At 43.1% G+C, this 5,720-nt stretch carries 5 protein-coding genes and 2 pseudogenes; 4 read left to right on the top strand and 3 right to left on the bottom strand.

Going from position 1 to position 5,720, the window contains the following annotated elements:
* The 4 genes and pseudogenes from F6K20_RS21915 to F6K20_RS21900 form a co-directional block, all read left to right on the top strand.
* A pseudogene (locus tag F6K20_RS21915) lies at positions 1-229 on the top strand (ABC transporter substrate-binding protein); the annotation flags it as partial.
* Positions 230-655: 426 nt separating this feature from the next.
* Positions 656-1,495 carry an ABC transporter permease gene (locus tag F6K20_RS21910; RefSeq protein ID WP_008191747.1) on the top strand — a complete coding sequence of 280 codons (840 nt, stop codon included), beginning with the start codon at positions 656-658 and terminating at the stop codon, positions 1,493-1,495.
* Positions 1,496-1,571: 76 nt separating this feature from the next.
* Positions 1,572-1,796, top strand: a complete 225-nt coding sequence (locus F6K20_RS21905) for a hypothetical protein (protein ID WP_287296011.1) — start codon at positions 1,572-1,574, stop codon at positions 1,794-1,796.
* 1 nt (position 1,797) lies between these two features.
* The gene (locus F6K20_RS21900; protein ID WP_287265109.1) at positions 1,798-2,568 is read left to right on the top strand and encodes an ABC transporter ATP-binding protein; all 771 of its coding nucleotides are present in this window, start codon (positions 1,798-1,800) and stop codon (positions 2,566-2,568) included.
* Positions 2,569-2,900: 332 nt separating this feature from the next.
* On the opposite strand, the gene F6K20_RS21895 is transcribed toward F6K20_RS21900, so the two are convergent.
* The 3 genes and pseudogenes from F6K20_RS21895 to F6K20_RS21885 all read right to left on the bottom strand — a co-directional run.
* Positions 2,901-3,200: a hypothetical protein gene (locus F6K20_RS21895; RefSeq protein ID WP_287252577.1), complete on the bottom strand. Its 300-nt coding sequence runs from the start codon at positions 3,198-3,200 to the stop codon at positions 2,901-2,903.
* 174 nt (positions 3,201-3,374) lie between these two features.
* Positions 3,375-3,728, bottom strand: coding sequence for a hypothetical protein (locus tag F6K20_RS21890; protein ID WP_287252575.1), 354 nt, complete (start codon positions 3,726-3,728; stop codon positions 3,375-3,377).
* A gap of 586 nt (positions 3,729-4,314) precedes the next feature.
* Positions 4,315-5,379 (bottom strand): annotated as a pseudogene (locus F6K20_RS21885) (dynamin family protein); the annotation flags it as partial.
* Positions 5,380-5,720 lie beyond the last annotated feature (341 nt).

Genomic DNA, 5,720 nt, shown 5'->3' with positions numbered 1-5,720 from the left:
GGAGTTGAAAATTAAGCCGGATGCCCTAGCTGCTGATCTAAAAGGCATTAGTATCCCAGACGCTCGTGCCAATCTGGAGATGCTAGGAAATAAGCAGAGTGATTCCTACTTACGGTCGCCGTTGATGGATGTGGCGAGATTTTTGGCAAACCAAGGCAAGATTGATACTATTCCTGATATGGAGCAATTCCTGGAACCCAAATTTGTCAAAGCCGCTTTAGAAACATAGGTTCATGTAGGGTGGGCAGTGCACCAGACAGATAATGAAGCTTGCAAAGCGCGTTGCTAGGCACTGCCCACCCTACGATTAATGACTGCTTTAGAAACATTAAGGTGGGCAGTGCACCAGACAGATAATGAAGCTTGCAAAGCGCGTTGCTAGGCACTGCCCACCCTACGATTAATGACTTTAGTTCATGTAGGGTGGGCAGTGCACCAGACAGATAATGAAGCTTGCAAAGCGCGTTGCTAGGCACTGCCCACCCTACGATTAATGACTGCTTTAGAAACATTAAGTTCATGTAGGGTGGGCAGTGCACCAGACAGATAATGAAGCTTGCAAAGCGCGTTGCTAGGCACTGCCCACCCTACGATTAATGACTTTAGAAAAATTTTAGAGAAACATTACGTAAATTTGCTGTCACTTAAGACCCCTGTGCCACAACCTATATCTTCTCCCCGCAAACGTTACCTACGACCATCCGTATTTTGGAGTATCCGTCAGGGCTTTCCTGGCTGGCTCAGTATCTTTCTCACCATCATTGCCTTAGTAGTACCCCTGCTAGTTTGGATCGTCCTAAGCTATGAAGAATTAGTAGACCCAAGATTCTTGCCAAGTCCGATGGTTGTCCTGAAAGCTGGCTGGAAAATGTTGACAGAAGAGCAGTTACTGACTGATATTATCGCCAGTTTTACCCGTGTGCTAGTTGGTTTTTTGTTTGCCGCAGTAGTTGGTATTCCCATTGGCATTGCCATGGGGACATTCTACAGCATGGAGAGCTTGTTTGGTACGATTGTCGGTATTGTACGCTATATGCCAGTGGCGGCGTTTATGCCCCTAATTGTTCTGTGGGCAGGGTTAGGTGAAACCGCAAAGATCCTAATTATTTTCTTAGGAATTGTCTTCTACAACGCCATAATGATTGCTGATGCTGTCAAGTTTATCCCTGATGAAATGCTGAATGTGGCTTACACCTTGGGGGCGAATCGGGTTGATGTATTATTTCGAGTGATTCTACCAGCAACTCTACCAAATATTATTGATACGATGCGGGTTAATGTTGCTGGTGCCTGGAATTTTCTGGTGATTGCGGAATTAATTGCTGCTGAAAATGGTTTGGGCTTCAAGATTATCTATTTTCAACGATTCCTAGAGACAGATAAAGTGCTCTTTTGTATTTTAGTGATTGGATTGATTGGGTTGATGCTGGATTTTGCGTTTAGGTGGCTTTTTCGATTAACTGTTCCTTGGTCGGAGCAATTTGTTGAGCGTTAAAGGTTTAAGCTTTAAGGTTGTTCGCGTAGCGTGGCCTTTTGGCCAAGGTTTAATCAGCTTGAATGTTGAATGTTGAATGTTGAATGTTGAACGTTGTTCGCGTAGCGTGGCCTTTTGGCCAAGGGTAAGCATTCAGCTGATAGCTTCAGATATTTTCCCGATTCCCGATTCCCGATTGCCGATTCCCGATTCCCGATTCCCGATTCCCGATTCCCGATTCCCGATTCCCGATTCCCGATTCCCGATTCCCGATTCCCACACTTCCCCTTCTTTTTTACAAATATCAGATGCACCCTTTTAAAATGACCAATGATCACAATTTGCCTAAGCTACAGGTGTGTGATATTTCCAAAAGTTTTCGCCAGCGACGGGAAGAATTGGTAGTGCTAAAGGATATTAATCTCAATCTTGAAGCAAATGAATTTGTGTGTATAGTTGGACCGTCTGGCTGCGGCAAATCAACCTTGCTCAACATTATCGCTGGACTAATTCCTCCTTCCAAAGGACAGGTAAAGGTAGATGGTGAGGTGGTTTTAGGTCCTGGTCGGGATCGGGGCATGGTCTTTCAGAACTATACCCTATTTCCCTGGCTAACCATTGCTGATAATATCGGTTTTGGTCTGAGGTTACAACAATTGCCTAAGGGGGAATCCCAAGAACGGATTGCTTACTATTTGGATGTAATCGGTCTAACCCGCTTTGCTAATGCCTACCCCAAACAGCTGTCAGGGGGTATGAAACAGCGAGTTGCGATCGCACGAGCGTTGGCTAATGAACCGGAAGTGCTGTTGATGGATGAGCCTTTTGGAGCCTTAGATGCCCAAACTAAGGAGGAATTGCAGGAATTCTTTCTTGGACTTTGGCAGAAGACCCATATTACGGTTTTGATGATTACCCATGATGTGGAAGAAGCGGTGTTCTTATCCGAGCGTATCTATGTGATGGGAGCTGATCCAGGTTGTATCCAGGATAAGATTATGATTGATTTGCCCACTGTTCGTACTCTGGATACAAAGCTAACCCTGGAATTTGTGGAATTGAAACGGCAGGTAATTCAGGCTTTGCGCATTTGATCTAAGCCATCAGCCATCAGCTATCAGCTATCAGCCAACGGCTGATATCAAATCCGGTTAGTACAGACAGTAAAAAATATTTCTCTTCGTCTTACTCTACGGTTGTTTGACCCTAATCCTAATCCTTTTTTTGCTTTCCGGATTTGGTATGACAGCTGACGGCTGAATGCTTACAAAAAAACTAAAAATCCTCTCCCCTGCTCCCCTGCTCTGATAACAATAGAATTTAAATCAAGACCAGCTTACTCCCTGTTTCCTGTTCCCTGTTCCCTGTTCCCTGTTCCCTGTTCCCTGTTCCCTGTTCCCTGTTCCCTTGAAAAACTAAATAATAATCAACCTTTCCTTTTGATCAGCACAGTTTCAACTAGAGTCAGGGATAGACATACTGCAATCATTAGCCGAATCCCATCCTGTACTGCGATTACTAAATAAGTAGCCATGTCTTCCTGTAGTGCTGCTGATTGATAATCTACTTTAATCAACGTTTGCTCAAACCAATTTAGAGAAGTTGGTTCTTGATGATACAGAGGGTAAGCCAAAATATCTAATAACACTACCACAAGCAATCCTGCAGTTCCTCCAATTAATAATCTTCGCAATAACCTTTGTAATAACCTTTTCCCAAATGACATGATATCTACTCCTGATGCTCCCATCTTACCTTAGTTTTTTTTAGCCAATACCTATTACCAAAAGGTATTGGTAGAAAGTTGTAAGGGCGCACAGCTATACACCCTTACTAAATTTTGACCTTTTGACTGACGAATAATCACACCCTGCAGACACAAAAATACTGACAAAACCCCTTAACGACTTAAGGCTCCATGGAGTAATCCACCAGCACCTCCACCGACAATCGGACGCCAAACTGACTTTGGATCAATGCCTCGTCGATAGCCTTGTATCCATGGTTGAGCCAATTTTATCGGTTTCCAAATGGTAGAAACTGGACTAATAATTCCTGTAACTGCACCTCCTGCTGCTGCTTGGAAAACACCATCACCTAGGGGTTTACTAGTAATAGCGTTGGATGCGACCTGAAACGCTGCTCCTGATGCAGCACCAATTCCAGCTGATGCGAGCAGTGGAACAATTGCTCCTTTAATCTGGTCTGTCTCGGTTGTTGTTTGTTCCGTAAACTCTAAATCTTCAATTTTCATTTTTATGTCTGCTTAAGGTGTTTTATTATTATTACTATTACTTCCAAAAATGTTTCGCCAGTTTGGCGTTGAAAATTGTATATAGTAAAGGGAATAGGGAACAGGGATTAGGGAGTAGGGAGTAGGGAGTAGGGAGTAGGGAGTAGGGAGTAGGGAGCAGGGAGTTGAAGGTTGTTGGCGTAGCGTGGCCGAAAGGCCAAGGTTGAAGGTTATTTTATTTAAAGTTTAAAATTTAAAGTTGAAGGTTGACAATTAACTGTTAACTGTCAACCTTCAACTGTTATGATTTTTGCTTAAATTAAGGAAAATCCAAGACTAATAATTAGTCTTGGGGAATCGATAGTAGAAGGTTAAGCGATCGCATTGTAAGCATTCAGCATTAAGCATTCAGCATTCAGCATTCAGCATTAAGCATTCAACTTTCAACTTTCAACTTTCAACTTTCAACTTTCAACTTTCAACTTATGGGCTACCCACGCTACTTGAGTGGCCATTGGCCAAGGGCTGACCACTGACCACTGACCACTGACTACTGACCACTGACGGCTGTTCGCGTAGCGTGAGCTTTTAGCTCACGGCTGAATGCTTAAATCGCATTCACAAAATTATGATAAGCGGTCTCAACCTTCTGGGCTTGGGAGGCGACATCAGCCTCTAACTGGTTCAAGCGAGCTAATTCTTGCTCCCGATTAATTTCACGAGATTCTTTTTGCTTAATTAAATTATCTAATTCAGCTTTGCGAGCTTTAATATCATCATCCATCCGCTCAGTTACTTCCTGCTCATACATATCAAAACATTCTTTGATAGCATCATAAATCGGTTGCCATTGCTCTTGTGCTACCTCAGGCAAATATTTCACCAACTCTTTTCTAGCTGCTTTCACCAATTCCTTACGAGCTTGATCGGCTTGCACGACTCCAACTCCTAATCCTAACAACGCTAGACCCACTGGTCCGAGAGCAATCCCAGAAACAGTGGTAATGATGGCACCAATTCCCATAACTGTGATGAAATTCAGTACAATATTTTTCCAATCGAAACCAGCTCCAGCCATGGCGACTCCTGCTATATTACCCCTAGCTAAGGAAAATAATCCTGCTGCCCATTTTGCCCAAGCGGGAGCGTTATCTTCTGTGGTGTAGCTGCTGACAGGTCTTACGGTTTGTCCGGTTAATTTTTGATTAATTTTATCCGTGACTTTAGTATAAGAAGCACCGTAGGTGACTGCACTGCGAGATAGCTGAGCAAAGGCAGCATCCATCTCTTTTTCAGCGGTCTTACTCCACTCTGACAATTTATCATTAATATACCGTTCAAATCCTTGTCTCAACTCTGATTCAAAGGCTTCTCGTTTCCCTGTACTCAAGAAATCCATAAATCTTAGTTCAGGTTGATAGTGTAAAAAATCTGACTCAAAGGTATTTCCTAAATTTAAAACATAGGTACGAAAGGAATCTGCGATCGCTTTCGCTTTATTATCACGAACTGTTTTAATTTCATCCTTGAATTGCTCACCAATATCCTTGAGTTTATTAAATTCTGGTTCAACGGAACTAATCCGTTCCTTCAATTCATTTAAATCTTGCTCTAGCAAGGGGATGCGACGTTCAATAGCTTCATGAACATGGTTACTCCCTTGACGGGCTAAGGGTGCATCTCATATTTGTAAAAAAGATCGGAAGTGTGGGGCCCGGGCGCGGGGCGGGGGCGCGGGGAGTGTGGGAATTTTCTCCCGAATTTTTGCCTAATTGCAAAACTGAGATGCACCCATAGAGAAGAGGAGAGAAGAGGAGAGAAGAGGAGAGAGGGGGAGTTTTTTTGTATTTAGAGATTTGGTCAGAAAGCATCGAAGGGAAATGGGGAAATGGGGAGATGGGTCGAATTATCTCGGCAATTAAAGTATAAGATAATACATATTTTGAGGGATTTAAACGGAAATGAAAGTACGTACTCGCCCCAAAGTAAAAAACCTACACAAGTGAGGTAGGA

Source organism: Moorena sp. SIO2C4, from assembly GCF_010672485.1.
Classification (GTDB): Bacteria; Cyanobacteriota; Cyanobacteriia; order Cyanobacteriales; family Coleofasciculaceae; genus Moorena; species Moorena producens.
This window is presented reverse-complemented; position numbering and strand designations above follow the sequence as displayed.